Here is a 24,104-nt window from a genome sequence, read left to right as displayed (position 1 = left end):
GCCCGCCCGGGCGGAGCCGCCTGATCACTCGCATTGCCTACCGGAGACAAGACATGTTCGGCTTCATCGAAGGCTTCAGCGTCGAGGTCTACGACCTGCGCTTCAACCGGATCGTACCCGCCTCGGCCCGGATGGAGCGGCTGTGGACGGGCGCGCGCTGGACCGAGGGGCCGGCCTGGTTCCCGGCGCACAACACGGTGGTCTGGTCCGACATCCCGAACGACCGGATGATGCGCTATGACGCGCTCTCCGGCCATGTCGGCGTCTTCCGCCAGCCCGCCCGCAATTCGAACGGCAACACCGTCGACCGGCAGGGCCGGCTCGTCACCTGCGAGCATGGCGGGCGGCAGGTGACGCGCACCGAGCATGACGGCTCGATCACCGTCCTCGCCAGCCATTTCGAGGGCAAGCGGCTGAACTCGCCCAATGACGTCGTGGTCAAATCGGACGGCTCGATCTGGTTCACCGACCCCGACTACGGCATCCTCAGCGACTATGAGGGCGACAAGGCCGAGAGCGAGATCGGGCGCTGCAATGTCTACCGCATCGACCCGCATTCCGGCGCGCTCAGCATCGTCGCCGACGATTTCGCCAAGCCGAACGGCCTCGCCTTCTCGCCCGACGAGAGCGAACTCTACATCGCCGACACCGGCGCCAGCCACGACCCGGAGAACGGGCCGCGCCATATCCGCAAATTCGCGGTGACCGGAGACGGCACGACGCTCGGCGCCTCCTCCGTCTTCGCCAAGAGCACGGCCGGGCTGTTCGACGGCTTCCGCTTCGACGTGACCGGCCGGCTCTGGACCAGCGCCGCCGACGGCATCCACGTCTTCCACCAGGACGGCACGCTGATCGGCAAGGTGCTGGTGCCCGAGATCGTCGCCAATCTCTGCTTCGGCGGGCCGAAGCGGAACCGGCTGTTCATCTGCGGCACGACCTCGCTCTATTCGCTGATGACCCACACCAACGGAGCCGCGTAACGCCGGCCGCTCTCCCGCAGCCCTCATCCTGAGAAGTGGGTGAAGCCCGCGTCTCGAAGGATGATCCAGCGCTCTCGGAGCCTCCCGCGCATCCTTCGAGACGCAGCCTGCGGCTGCTCCTCAGGATGAGGGCTGTGAAAACTGCTGCTCGCGAGTGGCGCCGCCTCAGGCTCAATTGTCCGGCGGGCGCTTGTCCGGCGGCGGCTTCTCGGGCTTGATCCAGCCGACGACGAAAGGCATCGAAAGCCCGAGCAGCATGAAGCGCGCGAGATGGTGCGCTCCGACATAGAGCGGATCGAGCCCCATGGCGAAGGCGAGCATCGCCATCGCCTCGAGCCCGCCCGGCGCGAAGGCGGCCATGGCGCTGGCATAGGGCACGCTGGCGAGCCAGGCCGCCGGCCAGGCGAAGGCGAAGGCGACGAGCATCGAGACCACGAAGCCGCCGATCGCCAGCGGGAAGAGCGCCGCGATCTCGTTGCGCTTGAGATTGGAGACGCGCCCGCCCATGGCGGCGCCGAGCATCACCATCACCGCCGTGGCGATCTCCGGCGGTAGCGTGCCGTGGACGATACCGGCGCCGTGCAGCACCGCGCTCGCCAGCGTCGCGCCGAGGATATAGGGCGCCGTGACGCGCAGCCGGTCGAAGATCAGGCCGGTCGCGAGGGCACAGCCGAGCACCAGCACCATGTCGGGAAGGCTGATCACCGGCAAAGGCGGCGGGGCGCCGACCGCGCCGCCACCGCCACCGCTCAGCTTCATGATGCTGGGCAGCACGGCGACCAGCACGAGGATGCGGAAGAGCTGGATCGCGGCGATCCGGCCGATATTGGCGCCCTTGTCCTGCGCCACCGAGATCACCGCCGAGAGCGCTCCGGGGGCGGCGGCGAGCAGGGAATCGATCCAGGACCAGCGCGCGACGAAGCGCAGATAGGCCCCCGTGGCCAGCATGATCGCCGCCAGCGCGACGAGCAGGATGAAGAGCGAGCCGGGATAGCGCGCCGTCGCCGCCAGCGCCTCGGGCGTGGCGGAGGAGCCGATCAGCGCACCCGACATCACCATGGTCGAATCGAACCAGGGCTTGCGCAGATCCGGCAGCGGCCGGATCACGCCGAGGATCGAGACCAGCAGCATCGAGCCCGAAAGCCAGGCAGCGGGAATGTCGAGCAGGGCGAAAAGCCCGCCGCCGACCGCGGCGCAGGCGATCAGGGCAGCTTCGCGCGACAGTGTGCGCAAGTGATAGGGCAGGAAGTTCGGAACGGGCATGCCTCAGGCCATGCGCCGGGAGGGCGCATGGCGGCTTCAATGAAGGGCACGGCCGCTTTGGTCAAACGCCCGCATGGCGCATCTGCCATGCATTCGCGCTCAGGCCGAGAGCGCCTTCTGCAGCCGTTCGACGGCCTCGGTGAGATCGGACGCCTTGCGCGCGAAGCAGAGGCGCAGGCCGGTCTCGCCACCGGGCCCGAAGGCGGCGCCCGGCGCCAGGCCGACATTGGCGGTGTCGACCAGCTCGATGGCGAGGGCCCGCGAATCGGTGCGGCCATCGACGGCGAAGAACTGGTAGAACGCCCCGTCCGGCGCCTGCAGCGAGACGCGGTTGGTCGCCTTCAGCCCCTCGGCGATGATGCGGCGGCCTTCCCGCGCCCGGGCGATCTGCTCGGCGACGAAGGGCTCGCCCTCGTCGAGCGCCGCGATGGCCGCGCGCTGGACGAAGACCGGCGAGCCCGAGGTCGAGTACTGGATCAGGTTCTCGATGATCTGGCCCAGCGCCGGCGGGGCCTCGATCCAGCCGATGCGCCAGCCGGTCATCGCCCAGTTCTTCGAGAAGGTCTGGACGAAGAGGATGCGGTCCTCCTGCTCCATGACGTCATGGAAGGAAGCGGCGCGGGCCGAGCCGTCATATACGAAGCGCGCATAGATCTCGTCGGCGATGATCCAGATGCCGTGCTTGCGGGCGATCGCCAGGATCGCGGCGAGCTCTTCGCGGGTCGCGGTCCAGCCGGTCGGGTTGGCCGGCGAGTTGATGACGAGAGCGCGCGTGCGCGGCGTGATCGCCGCCTCGAGCTTGCCGAGGTCGAGCGTGAAGCGGCCCTCGTGGAAGTCCATCGCGACGCAGACGGTGGCGGCACCGGCGACGCCGAGCGCGGCGGCGACGTTCGGCCAGGCCGGCGTCGGGATGACGATCTCGTCGCCGGCGCCTGCGATCATCCGTACCGCGATCTGGACTGACTGCATGCCCGAGCCGGTGACGAAGAAGCGATCGGCTGCGAAGGGCCGGCCACAGAGCGCGGTATGGTAGCGGGCGAGCGCCTCGCGCAGCTCCGGGATGCCGCGCTGCCAGGTGTAGAAGGTCTCGCCGTCGGCCAGCGACTTGTTGGCGGCGCGGACGATGAATTCCGGCGTCGGCAGATCGCCCTCGCCGACCCAGAGCGGGATCAGGCCGGGCTTCAGCCTGCCGTGGTTGACGACCTCGACGATCCCGCTTTCGGGCGCGCTGCGGGCCTCGGGTCGCAGGTCGGCAATCAGGCTGGTGCCGGCCGGGGCATGCATGTTCATGGTCGATCCTTCGCGGGAAACATGCCGGCCAATCTAGCCCATCGCCGGGCGCGGCGGCATGAAATCGCGAGATCGACCCGATCGCTCGCAGTGATGGTTCGCGGTCCCGTCATTGCGAGGAGCAAAGCGACGAAGCAATCCAGGTTGACGTGGAGCACTGCCGCCCCTGGATTGCTTCGCTTACGCTCGCAATGACGATGGCGGCGTCAGGCCTGCTTCTGCTTCAGCAGGTCGCGGATCTCGCTGAGCAGGGCGATGTCCTGCGGCGGCGCCACCGGCTCGGCCGGCTTGGCCGCCTGCTTGCGCCGGAGGGTATTGATGCCCTTGACGACGAGGAACAGCACGAAGGCGATGATCACGAAGTTGACCGCGACGGTGAGAAAATTGCCATAGGCGAGGACGGCGCCCTGCTTCTTGGCATCGGCGAGAACCGGCGACGTGACGCCGCTGTTCAGCCCAAAGAAGTAGTTGGAGAAGTCGACGCTGCCGATCGCGCCGATCAGCGGCATGATGATGTCGCCGACGAGCGATTCGACGATCCTGCCGAAAGCGGCACCGATGATCACGCCGATGGCGAGATCGACGACATTGCCCTTCAGCGCGAATTCCTTGAATTCATTTAACATGGAGCGCCTTTCCGAATGCTTGGCCAGTTTTCGGCACCGCGCTGCGCAATGCCGCCCCCGCACGCACGCTAGACCAGCCGCGCCAGCCGAGGAAACAGCCATTCAGGCGTTTTCCTCGGCCATTCCCACGGTGAAGGCAGTTTTCGGGGCCTTGTTCAGCCAGTTTGCAAAGATCAGGCGACGACGAGCACTGCGGCACGCCCATCGGGCGCGCCAGCGGCGGCGCCACGACCGCGGACAGAATGCCGGCGTCCGCGCCGGTCTAATGGCTGATGGCGGCCGGCGCCCTGCGGCGATAGGCTAGACCGAAGAACAGTGGCTGCGAGGGAGGCCCGATGATTCCGGCCTGGTCTGTCGTGCTGACGGCGCTCGCCTATCTCTGCGCGCTGTTCGCGATCGCCCATCTCGCCGACACCTCGGGCCGGCGCCTGATGAGCGGGCGGGCGCGCACGACGATCTATGCGCTGGCGCTCGGGGTCTACTGCACCTCCTGGACCTTCTACGGCTCGGTCGGCTTCGCGCATCGCAACGGGTTCGACTTCCTCGGCATCTATGTCGGGCCTATCCTCGTCATCGGCCTCGGCCACCGCTTCGTCGCGCGCATCGTAACGATCGCGAAATCGCAGAACATCACCTCGATCGCCGACTTTGTGGGCGCACGCTACGGCAAGAGCGAGCGCGTCGCGGCGATGGTCTGCATCGTCGCGGTGATCGGCGCCCTGCCCTACATCTCGTTGCAGCTTAAAGCCGTGGCGAACTCGCTCTCGGTCTTCCTTGCCGCGACCGGTGGACCGGCGCCGCTGGCGGATCTGCCGGTGCTGGGCGATCTCGCCTTCCTGGTCGCGCTCGTCCTCGCCGGCTTCGCCTGCGCCTTCGGCACCCGCCATATCGACGCGACCGAGCACCAGGACGGGCTCGTCCTGGCGATCGCAGTCGAGTCCCTGATCAAGCTCGTCGCCTTCCTGGCGCTCGGCCTGTTCGTGGTTTACGGCCTGTTCGACGGCGGCGCCGACCTTCTGGCGCAAGCGACCCGCGCCGCCGGCGATGCGCCACCGATCTGGCAGCGGACCTCGAACTGGCCGACCTTCCTGACGCTGACCGTGCTGTCGGCCTTCGCCGCGCTGCTGCTGGCGCGGCAGTTCCACATGGCGATCGTCGAGAACCGCGACGTGCGCGACGTGCGCCGCGCGGCCTGGATGTTCCCGCTCTACCTCATCCTGATCAATCTCTTCGTTCTTCCGCTCGCGGCGGCCGGCGAGGTGATGCTGACCGGCTCGGGCATCGACCGCGACATGACGGTGCTCCTGCTGCCATTGCAGGAGCGCGCCAGCCTCGTCGCCCTGCTCGTCTTCATCGGCGGGCTCTCGGCGGCGACAGCGATGGTGATCGTCGTCTCGGTCGCGCTGGCGATCATGATCTCGAACCATATCGTCATGCCGCTGCTGCTGCGCGGCCGCGGCGTCGCGCCGGCCCCCGACCGCGCCACGGCGGCGTGGGCGCGCGGAAGAAGCGCGAACGGCTCGACCGGCGGCGACCTCGGCTCACAGGTCGTCCATATCCGCCGCGGCGCGATCGTTGCGGTGATCCTGCTCGGCTACGCCTATTACCGCGCCTCCGGCGAAGCGGCACTGGTCTCGATCGGCCTGCTTTCCTTCGCCGCGACCGCGCAGATCGCGCCGGCCTTCTTCGGCGGCCTGCTCTGGCGGCGCGGCACCGCGCTCGGCGCGGCGATGGGGCTCGGGGCCGGGCTGCTCACCTGGCTCTACACATTGCTGATGCCGAGTCTCGCCCAGCCCGGAGGCTTCTGGAGCGAGATCGTCCAGCACGGCCCGCTCGGCATCGCTGCGCTGCGGCCGGAGGCCCTATTCGGCATCTCGCTGCCCAGCCTGCCGCATGGCGTGCTCTGGAGCCTCGGCATCAACCTCGCCTGCTATGTCGGCTTCTCGCTGGCGCGGCCGGCGAGCGCGATGGAGCGTCTCCAGGCCAACGCCTTCATCGATTCCGACCGCGCCACCATGGCGCAGTCGTTCTCGCTCTGGCGTTCCAGCGTCACCGCGGCCGAGCTGCAATCGACGATCGGCCGCTATCTCGGGCTGGAACGCACGCAACGCGCCTTCGAGGGTTTCGCCCAGTCACGCGGCGAGGAGCTCAACGGCGCGCGCGAGGCCGACATCCACATGCTGCGCTTCGGCGAGCACCTGCTCTCCTCGGCGATTGGCGCGGCCTCCTCGCGCCTCGTGCTCTCGTTGCTGCTGCGCCGGCGCAACCTCTCGACCGAGGCCGCCTTCAAGCTGCTCGACGACGCCTCGGCGGCGCTGCAATACAATCGCGACATCCTTCAGAATGGCCTCGACCATGCCGGCCAGGGCATCACCGTGCTCGACCGCGACCTGCGGCTGCTCGCCTGGAACAAGGCCTTCATCCAGCTCTACGACCTGCCGCCCTCGCTGGTGCGCTTCGGCACCGGGCTCGACGAAGTTGTGCGCTACAACGCGGCGCGCGGCGCCTATGGCGACGGCCCGCAGGACGAGCTGATGGCGGCGCGGCTGGAAAGCCTGGTCAACGACCGCGAGCCGGTCCGGCTGCGGCTCTACCCGTCCAAGACCGTGATCGAGATCCGCTCCAACCCGCTGCCGGATGGCGGCCTCGTCACCACCTATACCGACATCACCGACTCGGTCGTGGCCGAGGAAGAGCTGGAGCGGACCAACGAGACGCTGGAGCGCCGCGTCGCGGAGCGCACCGAGGAGATTCAGCGCGTCAACACCGAACTGCAGCGCGCCAAGGCCGAGGCGGAAGACGCCAACGCTTCGAAGACCCGCTTCCTCGCCGCTGCCAGCCACGATATTTTGCAGCCGCTGAACGCCGCCCGGCTTTACGCTTCGGCGCTGGTCGAGCGCGACCGGGCGGCAAATCGGCCCGACCTCGCCGAGAACATCGACGCCTCGCTCGACGCGGTCGAGGAGATCCTGACCGCGCTGCTCGAGATCTCGCGGCTCGACGGCGGCGCGCTCAAGCCGGAGATCTCGACCTTCCGCCTCGACGAGCTGATGCGCCAGCTGCAGCGCGAATTCGAGCCGAGCGCGCAGGAAAAGGGGCTGGCACTCGTGTTCTCGCCGACCTCGGCGACCGTGCGCTCGGATCGGCGCCTGCTGCGGCGCCTGCTGCAGAATCTCGTCTCGAACGCGATCAAGTACACGCCGAGCGGCAAGGTGCTGGTCGGCTGCCGACGTCGCGGCGAGCATGTCGCGATCCAGGTTCTCGACACCGGCCTCGGCATCCATGCCAGCAAGCAGAAGATCGTCTTCCGCGAGTTCCTGCGCCTCGATCCGGGCGCCAAGGTGGCGCGTGGCCTCGGGCTCGGCCTCTCCATCGTCGAGCGCATTGCGCGCACGCTGGATCACAAGTTGAGCCTGTCGTCGACGCCGGGCCGCGGCACGCGTTTCTCGCTGCTCGTGCCGACGGCGGCGCAGATGCCGGCGGCCGTGGTGCCGGCGCCGGCGCGCCGGCCCTCGAGCGGGCAGCTATCGGGGCTGAAGATCCTGGCGATCGACAACGAGCCATCGATCCTCGACGGCATGCGCCTTCTGCTCGGCGGCTGGGGCTGCACCGTTGCGACGGCGGGCGGTCTCAACGAGGCGCTCGGGCAGGTCGCGGCCGGGCTGACCCCGGATGTGGTGATCGCCGATTACCATCTCGACGATGGCGACGGCCTCTCGGCGATATCGAGCCTGCGCCAGCGTGCCGGCACGACCCTGCCGGCGATCCTGCTGACCGCCGACCGCTCACCGGAAATGCGCGAGGCCGCCGCGGCGCTCGACGTGCACGTGCTCAACAAGCCGCTGAAGCCCGGCGCCTTGCGGGCCCTGCTGGCGCAGTGGCGGGCGACGCGGCTGGCGGCGGAGTAGTCGCCAGCCGGATCAGCCGGCGGTGGCCCCGGCCCGGCGCATCGCATCCTCGGCGCGCAGGAAAGCCTCGACCTCGGGGCTCGGCAGCGGGCTTTCCGCCTCGACGCCGAGCTCGGCGAGCAGGCGGGCGACCGGTACGAATGCCTTGCCCTTCCGGTCGTAGAGCGCGGCGCGCACCAGCGCCACCGCCGCGACGATCTCGCTGCCGTCGCGACCGTCGGCGAGAATGCGATGCTGCATCACCACCCAGCCCTCGGCCCAGCACAGCATGCGGGTTTCCAGGCGAATGGGACGAAACAGCCTGAGTTCGCGGCGAAAGCGGATCGTGCCGCAATTGACCACCGGCACCCAGCCATGGCGCAGGATGGCGCGCCAGAGGCCGCTGCGCAGCATCAGGTCGGTCCGGCCGAGATCCATCAGCCCCCAATAGCGCGCATTGTTCATGTGCAGGCTGGTATCGAGATCGTGGAACCAGACCCGGAACGGCAGGATCGAGGCTTCGAAAGGCGGCTTCAGCCGTGGCTGGAACGGCCGGGAGAGCAGCAGCCAGAGCAGGCGCAACCAGAGATTCATGCCGGCAACCTTCGGCGTGGATGAAGTTCTCGCGCTTGTAGCCGGAAACCGGCGCCGCGCCATAAGCTCGTCATCGACAGGCACCACAGATTCGCTGCCGTCAGCCCCCCGGAAGCCCGCTCATGCCGACACTCCACGTCTCCTCCCTGTCGAAGCTGAACGAGACCGTCGCGGCGGTCGGCGCGAGCCATGTCGTCACCCTGATCAACGCAGCGACGGTGGTCGAGACGCCGCCCGGGATCGCCGCCGACCGGCATCTGATGCTCGCCATGTCCGACATCACCGCCGAAATGGACGGACACGTCATTCCGGCCAGCGAGCATGTCGAACGCCTGCTCGGCTTCGTCCGCGACTGGGACCGGCAGAACCCGATCGTCGTGCATTGCTGGGCGGGGATCAGCCGCTCGACGGCCGGCGCCTATATCGCGGTCTGCGCGCTTCGGCCTGAGCGGGACGAGGGTGAGATCGCAGAGCGCCTGCGCGCCCTCTCCCCGTCGGCGACTCCCAATGCCCGACTGGTGGCCCTCGCTGACGAGATCCTCGGGCGCAGCGGGCGCATGCGCGCGGCGATCGAGCGGATCGGCCGCGGCGCCGACGCCTTCGAGGGCAAGCCCTTTCGCTTCGACCTCGACTGAACGAACGGGCCGCGCAGAATCATGCGGCCAGCCGAGGCGATTCGCTGCACTGCGCAGGAAATGGCGCAGTGCACGCAAGGAACTGCTTGCCAGAGCCTTTTTTTTCGCAGAAACATCCCGCCTCCAAAGCAGGCGCAGAGATAAGCGCCACCGCCCGAGGATGCTGCGCAGCCATGTCGATCGAACTCGATTCCCGTGACAGGACGATCCTGCGCATCCTGCAGAACGACGGGCGCATCACAAATTCCGACCTCGCCGAGAAGGTGCACCTCTCACCCTCCGCCTGCCTGCGCCGGGTCCGGCAGCTCGAGGAGAGCGGGCTGATCCGCAGCTACGCCATGCTGCTCGACGAGAAGATCGCCGGCTTCCCCGGCACCGCCTTCGTCTTCGTGACGCTCGACCAGCAGGGCCGCGCCTCGCTGGAGGGTTTCGAGCAGGCTGTGCAGGGGCTGCCCGAAATCCTGGAATGCCATCTGCTCGCCGGCGCGCACGACTATCTGATGCGGGTGATCTATCGCGATTCCGCCGATTTCGAGCGCATCCACACCGACATCATCACCCAGCTTCCGGGCGTGACGCGGGTGCAGTCGACGCTGACGCTGCGCACCATCAAGAAGAGCTCGGCGCTGCCGGTCTGAGCCCTTGCGGGGTTGCGGGGGCAGCCTGCAGAGCCGATAACGGGCGCCCAACAGGATTCGCCCCGTGACCGAAGCCAAGCCCAACGCCGATATCGCCACCCTGCCCTTCGAGGAGGCGCTGAAGCAGCTCGAGGCGATCGTCGCCCGGCTGGAGCGTGGCGACGTCGCGCTGGAGGAATCGATCGACATCTACACCCGCGGCGAGGCGCTGAAGGCCCGCTGCGACGCGCTGCTGAAGCACGCCGAGGCACGCATCGAGAAGATCACCCTCGGCGCCGACGGCAAGCCGACCGGCACGACCCCTCTCGACGTCGAGAAATAGGCGCCGCCTTCACGCCGGCGCCGGCTCTTCCGCCAGCAACGCCTCGATCAACCCGGCGACATGCCGCACGCCGGGATCGCGCTCGCTGCGCCGGTGCCAGGCGATGTGCAACGGAAAGCCCGGCACCGAAACCGGCGGCTCGCGCAGGGCGAAGCGTTCGCGCCCCTCCGCCGGCAGGACCCGGCTCGGCAGCAGGGCGATCAGGTCCGAGCCCAGCAGTAGCGGCGGCACGCTGAGGAAGCTCGGCACGACGAGGCCGACATGGCGCTTGCGGCCCTCGAGCGCGAGCGCCTCGTCGAGCGCGCCATAGGTTTCGCCGCGCCCGGAAACCAGCACGTGCGGAAAGGCGAGCCAGCGGTCGAGGTCGAAGCCTTCGGCCGCCGGGTGATTCCTGCGCATCGCGACGACATAGCGCTCCCGCAGCAGCTCCCGGCGCACGAAGCCGGTCTCGACCGCGGGAAAGACCGAGACGGCGAGATCGGCCTCGCCCTGCGCGAGCCCAGTGAGCGCCGCAGCGGCGCCGTGCCAGGGCATGATTGCGAGCGTGATCCCGGACGCCGAGGTCGCGAGCCGGGCATAAAGGCCGCCGGCCAGAAGTTCGGGCGGCAGCTCAGCCGTTACGAGCCGGACAGTCTGGCGCAGCGTCGCGAGATCCGGCTGGGGCGGATCGAGCAGCACGGCCATCTGGGCCAACAGATCCTTGACCGGAGCCTGCAGCGCGCGTGCCTTCGGCGTCAGCCGCATGCGCCCCCTGCCGCGCAGCAGCAGCGGATCGCCGAAGAGATGACGGCAGCGCTCCAGCGCGCTCGATGCGGCCGGCTGCGACAGGCCAACGCGCTCCGCGGCGCGCGTCACATGGGCCTCGTCGAGCAAGGCATCGAGGATGACCAGCAGGTTGAGATCGACCGACCGTAAATTCATGAAAACAATAATATGATATATCAATCATCCATTGGAGTGATTTCATGACCCACGCCATCCTTTGCCTGTCGCAAAGGAGGCCACCATGACCAAGACCCTGATCCTGCTATTCCATCCGAGCTATGAGAGCTCGCGCGCCAATCGCGCCCTCGCCGAAGCCGCCGCCTCGCAAGAGGCGGAGATCGTCGACATGCAGGCGCTCTATCCGGACGGAAAGATCGACAGCGATGCCGAGGTCGTGCGCCTCATTGCCGCCGATCGGATCGTCCTGCAGTTCCCGGTGCAATGGTATTCGACGCCGGCCCTGCTGAAGGCCTGGCAGGACGCGGTGCTGACCCGGATGTTCTACATCGCCTATGAGAGCGAGGGTCGGCGGCTCGCGGGCAAGCCGCTGCTGGTTGCGGCGACGGCCGGCAATGTGCCGGAGGCCTACGTGCCAGGCGGTGCCAATCTGTTTCCGCTGGGCGAATTGCTGCGGCCGCTGGAGGCCATGGCCCATCGCTGCGGCCTCGCCTGGCAGGAACCGTTTCTGGTCTACGGCGCCCGCAAGGCAGATGAGGAAGCGCTCGACGCGCTCGGCGCGCATTATGCTGCGCGGCTCAACCGGCTGGCGAGCAACAGGCGAGTTGCAGCCGCCGCCTGACGCGGCGGCTGCGATTTCGATGTCACGCAGCGCGCTTCCGGCCGCGGTCGAAGGCGACGAGGATCGCGGCGCCGAGCGCCGACTTCAGCACGCCGCCGATCAGGAACGGCACGACGCCGGCGATGATCGCCTTCTCGACGCCGATCAGGGTCGAGAGCCACAGCGCGCCGAGCACGAGGCAGAGGCCGTTGCCGACGAGCATGGCAACGAAGGCGAGGCCCGGCCGGGCGCCATTCCAGCCACGCTCGACCAGCCAGCCGACCAGCGCGCCGACGATCGGGAAGGCGAAGAGATAGCCGGCCGTCGGACCGACGAAGGAGAGCAGGCTGCCATTGCCGTTGGCGAGGACCGGCAGGCCGAGCGCCGCCTCAAACAGCCAGGCGGTGATGGTGATCGCGCCGAGGCGCCAGCCATAGAGCGCGCCGATCAGCGTCACCGCCAGGGTCTGCATGGTCACCGGCACCGGAACCATCGGCACGCTGATCTGCGAGGAGATCGCGAGGATGAGGGTGCCGAGCAGGACGGCGGCAATCTGGACCGTCAGCGGACGGGCGCCGAGATCGAGCGGGGCAAAGCCGGGCCGCGGCGCGGTCTGGGTCAGGTCGTTCATCAGTCTCTCCGTGCGAAATCGAATTATAGATAATTCGTAAGACCGATCTATGATCGATGCTGCGACTGCGAATTGCAAGCCCAGAGCTTCAGCCGACGATGGCGAAGGCTTCCCGTGTCGCCCCCGAGGCAGTGCGGACGGGCTTTCGACCGATCCACTGGACATGTCGCGCCAGCACCGCCTCGGCCTCGTCGACCCGCCCTGCCCGCAAGGCGGCGAGAATCGCGCGGTGGTCATGGTCGGTGCGGCTTTCCCATTCCGAGCGCCAGGCGGAGAACAGAAAGCGGGCGCTGGCGGCGTGCAGATCATCGATCGAAGCCAGCAGCCGCGGCATGGCGCAGGGTGTCAGGATCAGGCGGTGAAACCGGCGATTCGCCTCTTCCCAGGTACGCACGTCGGGCGAATGGTCGCCGGCGCGCGTCGCTTCCTCGGCCTCGTCGAGGATCGCGCGCGTCAGATGCGGCGCGGCATGGCGCAGCGCCAGAACCTCGAGCGCAGCGCGCATCTCCGCGACTTCGCGGACCTCGTGGAGGTCGAAGGCGGCGACACGCACGCCGCGGCGCGGCTCGCTCACTGCCAGCCCTTGCGCCTCCAGGCGCTGGAAGGCCTCGCGAACCGGCACATGGCTGGCGCCGAATTCGGCGGCGACATGGTCCTGACGCAGGCGCGAGCCCGGCTCGAGCTGACCGGCGATGATCCGCTCGGCCAAAGTTCGGCTGATCCGGATCGCGAGGGTCTCAGATTTTTCCTTGGGCATCGTGCTCGGGCTTGGTCCTTGGGCATCGTCATCCGCGGGTCGTTTTATAGATAATTTCTCCGACCGGCCGCGTCGAGCCGAATTGCCGCCATGCGCCGGGCGGCTTGCCCAATGGGGCGGGCACGCGCAGACTCTTCCCAGCGCCGCATGCGAGGAGCCAGCAATGTCCCAGCTTCCAGACCATGACCCGGTCCCAGGCGATACCCGCTCCTGCGAGGCGCTCGAACAGGTGATCGTGCCGCGCGCCCATGATCTCGGGGGCTTCTCGGTCAGGCGGGCCCTGCCCTCGATCGGCCGCAAGATGGTCGGCCCCTTCATCTTCTTCGACCAGATGGGCCCGGCCGAGTTCCTGCTCGGCGAGGGCATCGATGTCCGCCCGCACCCGCATATCGGCCTCTCGACCGTGACCTATCTGTTCGACGGCGAGATCATGCACCGCGACTCGCTCGGCACGGCACTGCCGATCCGGCCGGGCGCAGTGAACCTGATGACGGCGGGGCGCGGCATCGTGCATTCGGAGCGCACCGCCCCGGAAGAGCGGCTGAAGGCGCCGAAGCTCTACGGCATCCAGACCTGGCTCGCCCTGCCGAAGACGCATGAGGAGATCGCGCCGGACTTCATCCACCACGCCGCGCCCGAGCTGCCGCGCATCGTCGGCGAGGGCAAGCGCATCAGCCTGATCATGGGCTCGGCCTATGGCCGGACCTCGCCGGTGAAATTCCCCTGGGAGACGCTCTATGCCGAAGCGGTGCTGGCGCCGGGCGCGATCCTGCCGCTCGATCCCGATTACGACGAGCGCGCCGTCTACATCGTCTCCGGCAAGATCGACATCGCCGGCGACGAGTTCGGCGCCGGCCAGCTGCTGATCTTCAAGCCAGGCGACCGGATCTCGATCCTCGCCGTCGACCAGAGCCGGCTGATGCTGATCGGCGGCGAGCCGATGGACGGGCCGCGCCATATCTGGTGGAACTTCGTCTCCTCCTCGAAGGAGCGGATCGACCAGGCCAAGGCGGAATGGAAGACTGGCCGCTTCGACACCGTGCCCGGCGATTCCGAGGAGTTCATCCCGCTGCCGGAGGGTTGAGGTCGGCTTCACGAACCAGCCGCCGCACCGATCCTCTCGAAAGCCACCATGCCGTCGCACCGGGACCTGCCCAGACCCGAATCAGGCTCACCGCGGCTGCGCGGCTTTCTCTGGGCGGGGCTGGCGGTTGCGATCTTCGCCGGCTGGTTCGTGGTCACGCGCTTCAGCGTCACCCGCACCCTCAATGTCTGGGACCTGACGGCGTTGCGCTACGGCATCGGCGCGATCCTGCTCGCGCCCGTGCTGCTGCGACGATTGCCACCCCACGCCTGGCGCAACGGCTTCGTCTTCGCGGCGCTTTGGGGCGCGCCCTTCGCGATCCTCGTCGCCTTCGGCGTGCAGATGACCACGGCCGGCCGCGCCGCCGCGGTGACGCCGACGCTGATGCCGGTCTTCGCCGGCCTGCTCGGCTGGCTCCTGCTGCGCGAGCAGCCGGGCAGGATCAGGCTCACCGGCTATGGTGCGATCGCCGCCGGGCTTTGCGGCCTCGTTCTGACCGCCGGCAGCGCGCAGGGGTCGCCGAGCCTGTTCGGACTCGGGCTGCTCGTCCTCGCGGCCGTCATGTGGGCGAGCTACACGCTGATCCTGCGCCGCAGCGGCCTGACGCCGATCCAGTCGGCCGCGCTGATCTGCTTCTGGTCGGCGGTGATCTTCGTGCCCGTCTATATCGGGCTCGGCCTCAGCCATCTCGGGCAGGCGCCGGTGGCCGAGATCGCGATCCAGAGTTTCTATCAGGGCGTGCTGATGAGTACCGTCGCGCTGATCAGCTTCAATCGCGGCGTGGCACTGCTCGGCGCCTCCGCCGGTGCGGCGATGATCGCGCTCGTCCCGGTCGCCGCCTCGCTGCTCGCGATCGTCTTTCTCGGCGAGATTCCCGACATGGCCGAGGGAATCTCGATCGCGCTGATCGTCGGCGGCGTCCTGCTCGCCGCCCGAGTTCCGCGCCAGCAAGCGCGCTGAGACGCGCCGCGTGCGCGTCAGCCCGGGCTCAATTCGCCCACCGGCATCGCCTTCAGCCGCGGCATCTGCGAGGCGAGGATCGCGAGCGTCGAAAGGCCGAACAGGACGACCGGCAGCCAGATCGTTGCCTCCAGCCCGAAGCGCTCTCCCGCCAGCCCGCCGGCGAGCGCGCCGAGCGGGCGCATGCCGTACATCGCCGTGGTGATGGTCGCGCTGACGCGCCCGAGCAGAGGCTGCGGCGTCACGGCCTGGCGCAAGGTCGTCTGGGTGATGAACCAGAGGATCGGGCCGAAGCCGAAGAGGAAGAAAGCGAGCGCCAGCGCCGGCCAGCCGAGCCCTGGCGGGGCGAGTGCCACGGCGAGCGCGCCGAGCAGCGAGACGGCCGGGCCGAAAACGAGCAGCGTCCCGGTCGGCAGGCGCGCGATCAGCCAGGCGCCGGAGAGCGCCGCCGCAACTGCCCCGGCGCCGTAGACCGAGGAAGCGAGGCCGACAGCCTTCGGATCGAGCATCAGCACGCGCAGCGCATAGGGCGCGAGCAGCGCCATGAAGGCAAAGAAGGCGAGATTCCAGCCAATGGCGCAGAGCGCGATCGGCCGAAGGTAAGGGTGGCGCGCGACGAAGGCACCGCCCTCGGCAATGGCGCGATGCAGCTTCTGCCGGGGCTGGGCCGGCGCCGCTTCGGCCGGCAGGCGCAGCGCGGCGGCGATGACGACAAGCCCCGCCACCGAGCAGGCCGCGAGCCCGTACCAGCCGGCGCCACGCGCCACGGCCCAGCCTGCGATCAGCGGTGCGATCAGGTTGAAACTCGCCCGGCCGAGCTCGAGCCGGCTGTTCGCACGCGGCAGCAAGGCGAGCGAGACCGCGCGCGGCATCAGCACGAAGACCGAGAGCGCGATCACGACCGGCCCCGCCGCCGCGACGAAGGTCGAGAAGGCGAGCGCCGGGCCGATCATTCCGGCGGCGAGCAGAGCCGCGCCGACTGCCGAGCCGGCCGCCATCAGCAGACCGCCGAGCAGGATCAGGCTGCGCGGCGCGACCCGGTCGGCGAGCACGCCCGCCGGCAGGGAAACGAGGAGCCAGGCGGCGGACTGCGCGGCGACGAGCAAGCCGACGAAACGCGCGCTCGCCCCGGCTTCGGTCGCTGCCAGGGTGATCGTATCGAGCGCCAGCTTGTCGGCGAACTGCGCCGCGACGCCGGTCAGCAGCAGGACGAGAAAGAGCGGCGACGTCATCGGGGCGTTCTGGGACATCGGTATAGCCGGGTTCATGGCGCGCGTTCCGCATGCGCAGGGTGCGGATGCGGATTTCCCATGCGCCAGCGCGCGCTCCCACCCGTTTTCTGCCCGGCCTGCGACCATCAGAGGTTTGCCAGCGCCGCCCCGAGCGACTATTCGGGAATGACGATCAAGCCAGCAACGGCCAGCCCTTGACCCGTCCCAAGACGCCCCTTCTCGACCAGGTTCCCGATCCGCAGGCGCTGCGCCGGCTCGACGATGCGCAACTGCGCCAGCTCGCCGACGAGCTCAGGGCCGAGACGATCGACGCCGTCTCGGTGACCGGCGGCCATCTCGGCGCCGGGCTCGGCGTGGTCGAGCTGACGGTCGCGCTGCACCATGTCTTCGACACGCCGCGCGACCGCGTGATCTGGGATGTCGGCCACCAGGCCTATCCGCACAAGATCCTGACCGGGCGCCGCGACGGCATCCGCACCCTGCGCCAGCCCGGCGGCCTCTCGGGCTTCACCAAGCGCAGCGAGAGCGAGTACGACCCGTTCGGCGCGGCCCATTCCTCGACCTCGATCTCGGCCGGACTCGGCATGGCCGTCGGGCGCGATCTCGCAGGCGGCACCAGCAACGTCATTGCCGTGATCGGCGACGGCGCGATGTCGGCGGGCATGGCCTATGAGGCGATGAACAATGCCGGCGCGCTCGGCTCGCGGCTGATCGTCATCCTCAACGACAACGACATGTCGATCGCCCCGCCGGTCGGCGCGATGTCGGCCTATCTGGCGCGGCTGGTCTCCGGCCGGACCTATCGTTCGCTGCGCGAGGTCGCGAAATATCTCGCCGAGAAGCTGCCGCGCTTCTTCCACGAGAAGGCGAAGCGCACCGAGGAATATGCCCGCGGCTTCTGGACCGGCGGCACGCTCTTCGAGGAGCTCGGCTTCTATTATGTCGGGCCGATCGACGGGCATAATCTCGACCATCTGCTGCCGGTGCTGCGCAATGTCCGCGACGCCGAGAGCGGGCCGATCCTGGTCCATGTCGTGACCCAGAAGGGCAAGGGCTATGCCCCGGCCGAGGCCAGCGCCGACAAGTACCACGGCGTCGTCAAGTTCGACCCCGTCACCGGGCAGCAGGCCAAGGCGCCGGCCAATGCGCCGAGCTACACCAACATCTTCGCCCAGGCGCTGATCAAGGCGGCGCGCGAGGACGAGAAGATCGTCGCGGTGACCGCCGCCATGCCGTCCGGCACCGGGCTCGACGCCTTCGGCAAGGAATTTCCGGGCCGGACCTTCGATGTCGGCATCGCCGAGCAGCATGCGGTGACTTTCGCCGCCGGCCTCGCCAGCGAGGGCTTCAAGCCGTTCTGCGCGATCTACTCGACCTTCATGCAGCGCGCCTACGACCAGATCGTCCACGACGTCGCGATCCAGAACCTGCCGGTGCGCTTCGCGCTCGACCGGGCCGGGCTGGTCGGCGCCGATGGCGCGACCCACGCCGGCTCCTTCGACATCGCCTATCTCGCCTGCCTGCCCGGCATGGTGGTGATGGCGGCGGCGGACGAGGCCGAGCTGACCCATATGGTCGCGACGGCGGCCGCCTATGATGCCGGGCCGATCGCCTTCCGCTATCCGCGCGGCGAGGGCGTCGGCGTCGAGCTGCCGCAGCACGGCGTGCCGCTGGAGATCGGCAAGGGCCGGATCGTCCGGGAAGGCACGCGCGTCGCCCTGCTCTCGCTCGGCACGCGGCTCGCCGAATGCCTTTCGGCCGCCGAACTGCTCGGCCAGCGCGGCCTCTCGACGACGGTCGCCGATGCCCGCTTCGCCAAGCCGCTCGACGAGGCGCTGATCGCGCGCCTCGCCAGGGAGCACGAGGTGCTGATCACGGTCGAGGAAGGCTCGGTCGGCGGCTTCGGCAGCCATGTCCTGCAATTGCTGGCGCAGAAGGGCCTGCTCGACGGCGGCCTGAAGATCCGCAGCCTGACGCTGCCGGACAGCTTCCAGGACCATGACAAGCCCGAGAAGATGTATGCCGATGCCAGCCTCGACGCCGCCGGTATCGTGCGGGCGGTCGAAGCGGCGCTCGGCCCGGCCAGCGCCGTAAAGCGCGCCTGAAGCGATGACCGCCGGCCTGCCGCGCCGGGCATGATATTATCGCACCCGGCGGAACCGCCGGGTGCGATAATATCGATTCCAAACGTTTAGAGCGGGGCTGATGCGAAAAACCGGTTCCCACTTTTCCGCACCCCGCTCTAGGGCCGACCTTTTGCTGGTCGAGCGCGGCCTGTTCGAAAGTCGGGCACGGGCCCAGGCCGCCATTGCAGCCGGGCTCGTCAGCGCCGACGGCGTCGTTCTGCGCAAGGCGTCGGAGACCGTTCCCGATACCGCCGAGATCGCGGCACAGGCGCCTCACCCTTACGTTTCGCGCGGCGGGGTGAAGCTCGCGGCGGCACTCGACACCTTCGGCTTCGATCCGGCCGGACTCGCCTGCCTCGATGTCGGCGCCTCGACCGGCGGCTTCAGCGACGTCCTGCTCCGGCGCGGCGCAGCTCATGTCCATGCCGTCGATGTCGGCCGATCGCAGCTGCATGAGAGCCTGCACGGCCATGCCAGGCTGACCAGCCTGGAGAGCCAGGATATCCGCACGCTGGACCCCGCACTGCTCGGCGAGCCGCCGGCGCTCGCCGTCATCGATGTCAGCTTCATCTCGCTGAAGCTGGTGCTGCCGGCCGTGGCGAAGCTGCTGGCGCCCAAAGCGCAGCTTGTCGCACTGGTGAAGCCGCAGTTCGAGACGAAGCGCTCGGCGCTGAAGAAGGGCGTGCTGCGTGACGAGGCCTTGCAGGGAGCGATCTGCGCCGAGATCGCCGAACTCACCGCCGAACTCGGTTTCCGGGTCTCGGGTCCGATCCCGTCTCCGATCGAAGGCGGCGACGGCAACCGCGAATTCCTGATCGGCGGGGCGCGCTGAGCCTCAGCCCGCGATCAGCGCATCGACCTCCGCCTGCACGACGCCGCGGTCGATATTGGCGGCGTCGCCCTGGCCGTTGGCATTGATGAAGGCCGCGGCCCGCGCAATCAGCCGGCGCAGGGACAGGCAGGCGACATCGACGATCAACGCCGGGTCTTCGCTGTCCGGCATCTCGTCGAGCAACGCGGTCGCGGTGAGGACGAGACGGTCCATGGCAGCGCAGAGCTCATCGAAGCCGGCGACCTCGCGCGCGCCGAGCTGCCGATAGGCCTCGCGCGCTTCCGCCGCGCAGCGCAGCGACGAGGCTTCGAAATGCTCGGAATAGCTGACCGCCCGCCAGGCCCGCAGCTCGACCAGGATCGCACGGTCCATCGGCACCATCTCGAGCAGCATCAGCGCCTCGCTGTGGCGGTTCAGATAGTCCGTCGACAGGCGCATCGGCGAGGGTGCAGCTCCAGAGCCGGCCGCCACGTTCGGCGCATCTGATCTTGCGGGAGCAGGCATCCGGGCGGCCTCGAAATCGCTGGGAATATGCGTGGCCAAACCCAAATAAAGTATTGATCGGACCAATCGGAACGTCGACTGAACAGGACATGTGTGGCCGCTACGCCGTAACCTTGCCGCCGGAAGCGATGCGCCAGGCCTTCGCCTATCGCGAGCAGCCGAACTTTCCGCCGCGCTACAACATCGCGCCGACGCAGCCGGTGCCGGTGGTCAGGCTCGAACAGGGCACGCGCCAGTTCATCCTGATGCGCTGGGGCTTCATTCCCGGCTGGGTCAAGGATCCCAAGGACTTCCCGCTGGTCATCAACATCCGCAGCGAGAGCGCGGCCGAGAAGCCTTCCTTCCGCGCCGCCCTCGCCCGACGGCGCTGCCTGATGCCGGCCGACGGGTTCTACGAATGGCACCGCCTCGGCGAGGGCCGCCGGCAGGAGAACCGGCCTTATCTCTTCCGCCGGCCGGATCGTGGCTTCTTCGCCTTCGCGGCGCTGTGGGAGACCTGGCATAGCGCCGACGGCTCGGAGATCGACACGGTCGCGATGGTGACCGGCCCCGCCAACGGGCAGATGGCGGCGATCCACCACCGCTCCCCGGTGATCCTGGCCCCGGAAGCCTATGATGCCTGGCTCGACCCCGCCTCGGAGCCGGCGGAGCTTCGGCCGCTATTGCGCCCTCCCCCCGACGACTTCCTGGAGATGATCCGGCTTGGCGATGCCGTGAACAAGGTCGCCAATGACGGGCCGGAATTGCAGCAGCCCTTCGATCCCGCGTCGGCGCCGAAGCCGCCCGAGCAGAAGCCCGCCATGCGTTCGCGGCGGGGCGGCAAGGACGACGCGCAGGGCAGCCTGTTCTAGCGCAGGGGGCGACGGCGCGCTTACTCTCGGCCAACGACAGGACCGACTGGAGGAACGCCGAAGATGCATGGCCGCCGCCCGACGATGAGTTCCCTGCACGGCATGGTCGCCGCCGCCCACCCGCTGGCGGCGCAGGCCGGAGCCCGTATCCTCAGCCAGGGCGGCAATGCCTTCGACGCGGTCGGCGCGGTCGCGGCGGCGCTCAACGTGGTCGAGCCGTTCATGTCGAGCCTCGGCGGGATGGGGTCGGCGACGATGTGGGTCGCAGCCGAGAAGCGGGTGCGCGTGCTCGACTTCGTGCCGCCCGTTCCCGAGAGCTTCCCGCTCGAGCGCTTCAGCCAGCGTTCGGACATCGAGCGCGGCGCCCTCGCCGTCGCCCCGCCGGGCAATCTCGCAGGCTGGTGCGAGCTGAACCGGACCTATGGTCGCCTGTCGCTGGCGGAGATCTTCGCTCCGGCTATCGCGCTCGCCGCCGACGGGTTTCCGATCGCCGAGTTCGGCGTCGCGGAGTTCAACGAGCAGGCGCCGCTCCTGCGCGAGCGCCCGGAGCTTCACGGCGACTGGGCGAAGAACTACCTGCCCGATGGCGGCGATACGGTCGAACTCGGCCAGATCCTGCGCCAGCCCGATCTCGCCCGGACGCTCTCCGAGATCGCGGCCAAGGGGCCGGAACATTTCTATCGCGGCGCGCTCGGCGAGACCGTGATCGCGCATCTCAAGGCCAAGGGCGGCACGCTGACCATGGCCGATCTCGCCAAGGTCGCACCGCGCTGGCGCGAGCCGATCGCCGCCGCCTATCGCGACCGGCTCGTGCATGTGCCGCCGCCGGCCTGCGAAGGCTTCCAGTTCCTCCTGACCCTGCGCATCCTCGACGGCTTCGACCTCGCCGGGCTGGAGCGCAACGGCGCCGAGCATCTCGACATCGTCTACCGCGCCATCCGTCTCGCCGCCGGGCTGCGCATCGCGCACAACAATCCGAAGCCGGAGAAGCTCGCCGAGCTTATGTCCGACGCCTCGGTCGAGAAACTACGCGACCGCGTGCGCGACGGTGAGCCGATCACCGGCCCGACCGAGCAATGGATGGCGGAGGCGCCCGCCGGCGAAGACCCGGCGCACACCACCTCCTTCTCGATCGCCGACCGCGAGGGCAATCTGATCTGCGTGACGCAGAGCATCGGCAGCCCGTTCGGCAGCGGCGTGGTCGTGCCGGGCACGGGGCTCTGCCTCAACAATTTCCTGTACTGGGCCGATGTCCAGCCCGGCAGCCCGAACCGCTCGCAGCCAGGCTCGGAACTGCCGATGTGCATGTCGCCGAGCCTGTCGACCCGGAATGGCGAGCCGGTGCTGGCGCTGGGCACGCCCGGCAGCTACGGTATCCTGCAGACGCAGGCGCAGGCCATGGTGCAGCATGTCGATTTCGGCCTGCCGCTGCAGGAGGCGATCGAGGCGCCGCGCGCGCGCCTCTGGGACGGCCGCGCCATCGAGGTCGAGGACCGCATCCCCGCCGGGACCATCGCCGCCCTGCGGCAGCGGGGCCACGAAATCGTCCCGTTCGATGTCGGCTGGACGATGCGGGTCGGCGGCATGCAGGCGGTCGCGCGCGACCCGGCGAACGGCAAGCTGACCGGCGCCTGCGATCCACGTCGCGACGGCTATGTCGCGACGCCCTGAGCGGGCGGAGTCGATCTGACGTTTCGCCCGGGATCCATCGTAGAACTCCTGCTCCCTACGACGGATCCCGGATCTGCGCGGCTTCGCCGCTTGTCCGGGATGACCGGGCCGGGTCCGGGATCAGTTGGTGGAGCCTAGGCGCCACCGGGTTCCAACACTTTGGTGCGTTTCACGCCCGGAATGTTGGAACTCGCGCCGGTGCGAGCGGCCGCTAAAGGGCGTGAATCCCGCCTGCCGGCCATCAGAGCGGATGTCGAAGCTCGCCCACAACTGATTGGCAACCAGCCACGCGTCTTCCCTCTGGCTTCGCCGACGCCGCGATGGCAGAGCAGCGGTCATGACCGCACGCCATCACGGCGATGTCTTCGAGGACTGAAAGCATGTCGGCCTCCGCGCGAAACGATCTTTTCTCCTGGCTGACCGAGAGCCTACTGCCGGGCTGGATCGCGCGCGCCTACGACCCGGCACGGCCGGGCTTCGTCGAGTATCTCCAGCCAGACGGGACGCCCGAGCTCGGCGAGCTGCGTACGACGCTGGTCACGGCGCGCCTGACCTATGTCTTCAGCCACGCCCATCTGCTCGGCGTGCCCGGCGCGCTGGCGGCGGCGCGGCACGGCATCGCCTTCCTGACTGGCGCCTTACGGCAGCCAGACGGGCGCTTCGTCCATTCCTGCACTGTGGACGAAAAGGTCGTCGACGGCAGGTCCGATTTCTACGACCTCGCCTTCGTCCTCTTCGCCTGCGGCTGGTTCGCGAAGGCGAGCGGTGACCAGAGCGCGCTGGCGCTGGCCGGCGAGGTCATGGATTTCCTGGAGCAGCAGCTGGCGCACCCGGCCGGCGGCTTCAGGGAGGATACGCTCGGCACGCAGCCCCGGCGCCAGAACCCGCATATGCACCTGCTCGAAGCCTGCCACGCGCTAGGTGCGGTTTCGCCCGATCCGCGCTGGCTGGAGACGGCAGACATGCTCGTACGCCTGATGCAAGAGAGCATGCTGGACGAAAGCGGCACGCTCGGGGAGTTCTTCGACGAGGACTGGGCGGCCTTTCCCGGCCCGCGCGGGCTGATCCGGGAGCCCGGCCATCATTTCGAATGGACCTGGCTGCTCTACCATCACGAACGACTGACCGGCTCGGCAGAGGCTCGCGAAACGGCCCGCAGCCTCCATGCCTTCGGGCAGCACCAGGTCGATGCGTCGACCAACGCCTCGCGCCTCGTCGTGAACGAGGTCGATCCGGCGGGCGCCGTCTTGAACGGCGCGGCGCTGCTCTGGCCGCAGACCGAATATCTGAAAGCTCTTGTCGCGCGGATCGAATTCGAAGGCGACGCGGACGCCGCAGCCCGGCTCGATCGGCATCTCGACCTGATGTTCTCGCACTTCGTCGACCGCGAGAGTGGACTATGGGTCAACCAGATCGACGCCGGCGGGCGGCCGATCGCCGACCGGGTCCCGGTCCGGGTGCTCTATCATCTGGTGCTGGCGCTGGCCGAGATCTGCCGGGTCCGCGAGGGCGGCGCGGCTGCGTAACTTTCGGCGGCCGACACCGTCATTCCGGGCAAGCCACGAAGCGGCCCAGACCCGGAATCCATCGAAGGGCGTCGCGCTCTTCGATGGCTCCCGGCGTTACGCTTCGCTCCAGCCCGGATGACGATGCAGGGTGATGGGGAGATCCCCCTGCC

22 protein-coding genes are annotated in these 24,104 nt (G+C 68.8%); 13 read left to right on the top strand and 9 right to left on the bottom strand.

Going from position 1 to position 24,104, the window contains the following annotated elements; all coding sequences use genetic code 11:
• The first annotated feature begins 53 nt into the window (after positions 1-53).
• Positions 54-980, top strand: a complete 927-nt coding sequence (locus AC1REK_RS03465; protein WP_492267174.1) for an SMP-30/gluconolactonase/LRE family protein — start codon at positions 54-56, stop codon at positions 978-980.
• A gap of 171 nt (positions 981-1,151) precedes the next feature.
• Here the strand turns inward: AC1REK_RS03465 and AC1REK_RS03460 are convergent, their stop codons facing one another.
• From AC1REK_RS03460 to mscL, 3 genes are all read right to left on the bottom strand, one after another.
• Positions 1,152-2,243 carry an AbrB family transcriptional regulator gene (locus AC1REK_RS03460; RefSeq protein ID WP_492267175.1) on the bottom strand — a complete coding sequence of 364 codons (1,092 nt, stop codon included), beginning with the start codon at positions 2,241-2,243 and terminating at the stop codon, positions 1,152-1,154.
• Between the two features lie 99 nt (positions 2,244-2,342).
• Positions 2,343-3,533: a pyridoxal phosphate-dependent aminotransferase gene (locus tag AC1REK_RS03455; RefSeq protein WP_492267176.1), complete on the bottom strand. Its 1,191-nt coding sequence runs from the start codon at positions 3,531-3,533 to the stop codon at positions 2,343-2,345.
• A 206-nt stretch (positions 3,534-3,739) separates the two neighbouring features.
• A complete protein-coding gene (gene mscL / locus AC1REK_RS03450; protein WP_291645199.1) occupies positions 3,740-4,159 on the bottom strand; it encodes a large conductance mechanosensitive channel protein MscL in 420 nt (139 codons plus the stop codon).
• Positions 4,160-4,494: 335 nt separating this feature from the next.
• On the opposite strand from mscL, the gene AC1REK_RS03445 reads away from it, so the two are divergent.
• A complete protein-coding gene (locus AC1REK_RS03445; protein ID WP_492267177.1) occupies positions 4,495-8,067 on the top strand; it encodes a PAS domain-containing hybrid sensor histidine kinase/response regulator in 3,573 nt (1,190 codons plus the stop codon).
• Positions 8,068-8,079: 12 nt separating this feature from the next.
• On the opposite strand, the gene AC1REK_RS03440 is transcribed toward AC1REK_RS03445, so the two are convergent.
• Positions 8,080-8,640, bottom strand: a complete 561-nt coding sequence (locus AC1REK_RS03440) for a thioesterase family protein (RefSeq protein WP_492267178.1) — start codon at positions 8,638-8,640, stop codon at positions 8,080-8,082.
• Positions 8,641-8,762: 122 nt separating this feature from the next.
• Between AC1REK_RS03440 and AC1REK_RS03435 the strand changes: the two genes are divergently transcribed.
• The 3 genes from AC1REK_RS03435 (at position 8,763) to AC1REK_RS03425 (ending at position 10,235) form a co-directional block, all read left to right on the top strand.
• Complete coding sequence (locus AC1REK_RS03435) at positions 8,763-9,275, top strand: tyrosine phosphatase family protein (protein WP_492267179.1); 513 nt, start codon at positions 8,763-8,765, stop codon at positions 9,273-9,275.
• A 173-nt stretch (positions 9,276-9,448) separates the two neighbouring features.
• Positions 9,449-9,913, top strand: coding sequence for an Lrp/AsnC family transcriptional regulator (locus tag AC1REK_RS03430; protein WP_291638888.1), 465 nt, complete (start codon positions 9,449-9,451; stop codon positions 9,911-9,913).
• Positions 9,914-9,977: 64 nt separating this feature from the next.
• Positions 9,978-10,235 carry an exodeoxyribonuclease VII small subunit gene (locus tag AC1REK_RS03425; protein WP_066468437.1) on the top strand — a complete coding sequence of 86 codons (258 nt, stop codon included), beginning with the start codon at positions 9,978-9,980 and terminating at the stop codon, positions 10,233-10,235.
• A gap of 9 nt (positions 10,236-10,244) precedes the next feature.
• On the opposite strand, the gene AC1REK_RS03420 is transcribed toward AC1REK_RS03425, so the two are convergent.
• Positions 10,245-11,156 (bottom strand): LysR family transcriptional regulator, encoded by a 912-nt coding sequence (locus AC1REK_RS03420; RefSeq protein ID WP_492267180.1) that lies wholly within the window; start codon positions 11,154-11,156, stop codon positions 10,245-10,247.
• Positions 11,157-11,241: 85 nt separating this feature from the next.
• Between AC1REK_RS03420 and AC1REK_RS03415 the strand changes: the two genes are divergently transcribed.
• Entirely contained in the window at positions 11,242-11,799 is a 558-nt protein-coding gene (locus tag AC1REK_RS03415; protein ID WP_492267181.1) for an NAD(P)H-dependent oxidoreductase, read from the top strand.
• 22 nt (positions 11,800-11,821) lie between these two features.
• Here AC1REK_RS03415 and AC1REK_RS03410 read toward each other — a convergent pair whose 3' ends face one another.
• Both AC1REK_RS03410 and AC1REK_RS03405 read right to left on the bottom strand, forming a co-directional pair.
• The gene (locus tag AC1REK_RS03410; RefSeq protein ID WP_066468425.1) at positions 11,822-12,409 is read right to left on the bottom strand and encodes a biotin transporter BioY; all 588 of its coding nucleotides are present in this window, start codon (positions 12,407-12,409) and stop codon (positions 11,822-11,824) included.
• An 88-nt stretch (positions 12,410-12,497) separates the two neighbouring features.
• The gene (locus AC1REK_RS03405; RefSeq protein ID WP_492267182.1) at positions 12,498-13,166 is read right to left on the bottom strand and encodes a GntR family transcriptional regulator; all 669 of its coding nucleotides are present in this window, start codon (positions 13,164-13,166) and stop codon (positions 12,498-12,500) included.
• 163 nt (positions 13,167-13,329) lie between these two features.
• On the opposite strand from AC1REK_RS03405, the gene AC1REK_RS03400 reads away from it, so the two are divergent.
• Both AC1REK_RS03400 and AC1REK_RS03395 read left to right on the top strand, forming a co-directional pair.
• The gene (locus tag AC1REK_RS03400) at positions 13,330-14,250 is read left to right on the top strand and encodes a pirin family protein (protein ID WP_492267183.1); all 921 of its coding nucleotides are present in this window, start codon (positions 13,330-13,332) and stop codon (positions 14,248-14,250) included.
• Positions 14,251-14,298: 48 nt separating this feature from the next.
• Entirely contained in the window at positions 14,299-15,210 is a 912-nt protein-coding gene (locus tag AC1REK_RS03395; RefSeq protein ID WP_492267184.1) for a DMT family transporter, read from the top strand.
• A gap of 17 nt (positions 15,211-15,227) precedes the next feature.
• Here AC1REK_RS03395 and AC1REK_RS03390 read toward each other — a convergent pair whose 3' ends face one another.
• Positions 15,228-16,460, bottom strand: a complete 1,233-nt coding sequence (locus AC1REK_RS03390) for an MFS transporter (RefSeq protein WP_492273779.1) — start codon at positions 16,458-16,460, stop codon at positions 15,228-15,230.
• A gap of 176 nt (positions 16,461-16,636) precedes the next feature.
• Here AC1REK_RS03390 and dxs point away from each other — a divergent pair, with 176 nt between their 5' ends.
• On the top strand, positions 16,637-18,547 hold the full coding sequence (gene dxs / locus AC1REK_RS03385) for a 1-deoxy-D-xylulose-5-phosphate synthase (protein WP_492267186.1): 1,911 nt from the start codon (positions 16,637-16,639) through the stop codon (positions 18,545-18,547).
• A gap of 100 nt (positions 18,548-18,647) precedes the next feature.
• On the top strand, positions 18,648-19,400 hold the full coding sequence (locus AC1REK_RS03380) for a TlyA family RNA methyltransferase (protein ID WP_492267187.1): 753 nt from the start codon (positions 18,648-18,650) through the stop codon (positions 19,398-19,400).
• Positions 19,401-19,403: 3 nt separating this feature from the next.
• Here AC1REK_RS03380 and AC1REK_RS03375 read toward each other — a convergent pair whose 3' ends face one another.
• Positions 19,404-19,838: a hypothetical protein gene (locus AC1REK_RS03375; protein WP_492267188.1), complete on the bottom strand. Its 435-nt coding sequence runs from the start codon at positions 19,836-19,838 to the stop codon at positions 19,404-19,406.
• 155 nt (positions 19,839-19,993) lie between these two features.
• Between AC1REK_RS03375 and AC1REK_RS03370 the strand changes: the two genes are divergently transcribed.
• From AC1REK_RS03370 to AC1REK_RS03360, 3 genes are all read left to right on the top strand, one after another.
• Positions 19,994-20,755, top strand: a complete 762-nt coding sequence (locus AC1REK_RS03370) for an SOS response-associated peptidase (RefSeq protein ID WP_492267189.1) — start codon at positions 19,994-19,996, stop codon at positions 20,753-20,755.
• Positions 20,756-20,818: 63 nt separating this feature from the next.
• Positions 20,819-22,426, top strand: coding sequence for a gamma-glutamyltransferase family protein (locus AC1REK_RS03365; protein WP_492267190.1), 1,608 nt, complete (start codon positions 20,819-20,821; stop codon positions 22,424-22,426).
• A 380-nt stretch (positions 22,427-22,806) separates the two neighbouring features.
• On the top strand, positions 22,807-23,952 hold the full coding sequence (locus AC1REK_RS03360) for an AGE family epimerase/isomerase (protein WP_492267191.1): 1,146 nt from the start codon (positions 22,807-22,809) through the stop codon (positions 23,950-23,952).
• Positions 23,953-24,104 lie beyond the last annotated feature (152 nt).

The sequence above is a fragment of the Allobosea sp. GW823-FHT02B03 genome (assembly GCF_058797755.1).
The sequence above is the reverse complement of the archived record's forward strand: the minus strand, read 5'-3'. Positions and strand labels throughout refer to the sequence as shown.